Here is an 881-nt window from a genome sequence, read left to right as displayed (position 1 = left end):
TGTGTCGCGGGATACCTTCTATCGTTACCAGCAATCCGTTGAACAGGGTGGAGTTGATGCTCTGATCAATCAAAACCGCCGGGTTCCAAACCGCAAGAATCGTGTAGATCCTGCCATCGAAGATGCTGTTATTGCTTACGCCGTTGAACACCCGGCCCATGGTCAGGTGCGGGTCAGTAACGAACTGAGAAAGCGCGGTGTATTTGTATCGGCCAGTGGTGTTCGATCAATCTGGCTCCGTCATGATCTGGAGAACTTCAGGAAACGCCTGAAAGCTCTGGAGGCCAAAGTCGCAGCGGAAGGAATCATTCTTACTGAAGATCAGGTTGCTGCGCTGGAGCGGAAGAAACTGGATGAGGAGGTCAGTGGTCAGATAGAAACGCACCATCCGGGCTACCTGGGCTCGCAGGACACCTTCTACGTAGGCAATATGAAAGGTGTTGGCCGTATCTATCAACAGACCTTCGTGGATACTTACAGCAAATATGCGTTTGCCAAGCTGTATACGACGAAAACGCCGATTACAGCGGCCGATACGCTGAATGATAAAGTACTGCCGTTCTTCGCCGCTCAGGAGCTCCCGATGCTGCGTATTTTAACCGACAGAGGCACGGAATATTGCGGCAAACCAGAGCAGCATGATTATCAGCTGTACCTGGCGATTAACGATATTGACCACACCAAAACGAAAGTTAAATCACCGCAGACGAATGGTATCTGCGAGCGTTTTCACAAGACGATTTTACAGGAGTTTTATCAGGTCGCTTTCAGGAAAAAACTGTATCAGTCTCTGGATGAGCTACAGAAAGATCTGGACGAGTGGCTGGAATATTACAACAATGAACGAACCCATCAGGGTAAAATGTGCTGCGGCCGAACAC

1 protein-coding gene is annotated in these 881 nt (G+C 49.6%); it reads left to right on the top strand.

Features of this window, described 5'->3' with window-relative positions; translation table 11 throughout:
* A partial coding sequence (locus tag LGT44_RS08905) for an IS481 family transposase (protein ID WP_268866428.1) occupies positions 1–881 on the top strand: 881 nt, incomplete at both ends.

The organism is Thalassolituus alkanivorans, assembly GCF_020447205.1.
Taxonomy (GTDB): domain Bacteria; phylum Pseudomonadota; class Gammaproteobacteria; order Pseudomonadales; family Oceanobacteraceae; genus Venatoribacter; species Venatoribacter alkanivorans.
The sequence above is the reverse complement of the archived record's forward strand: the minus strand, read 5'-3'. Positions and strand labels throughout refer to the sequence as shown.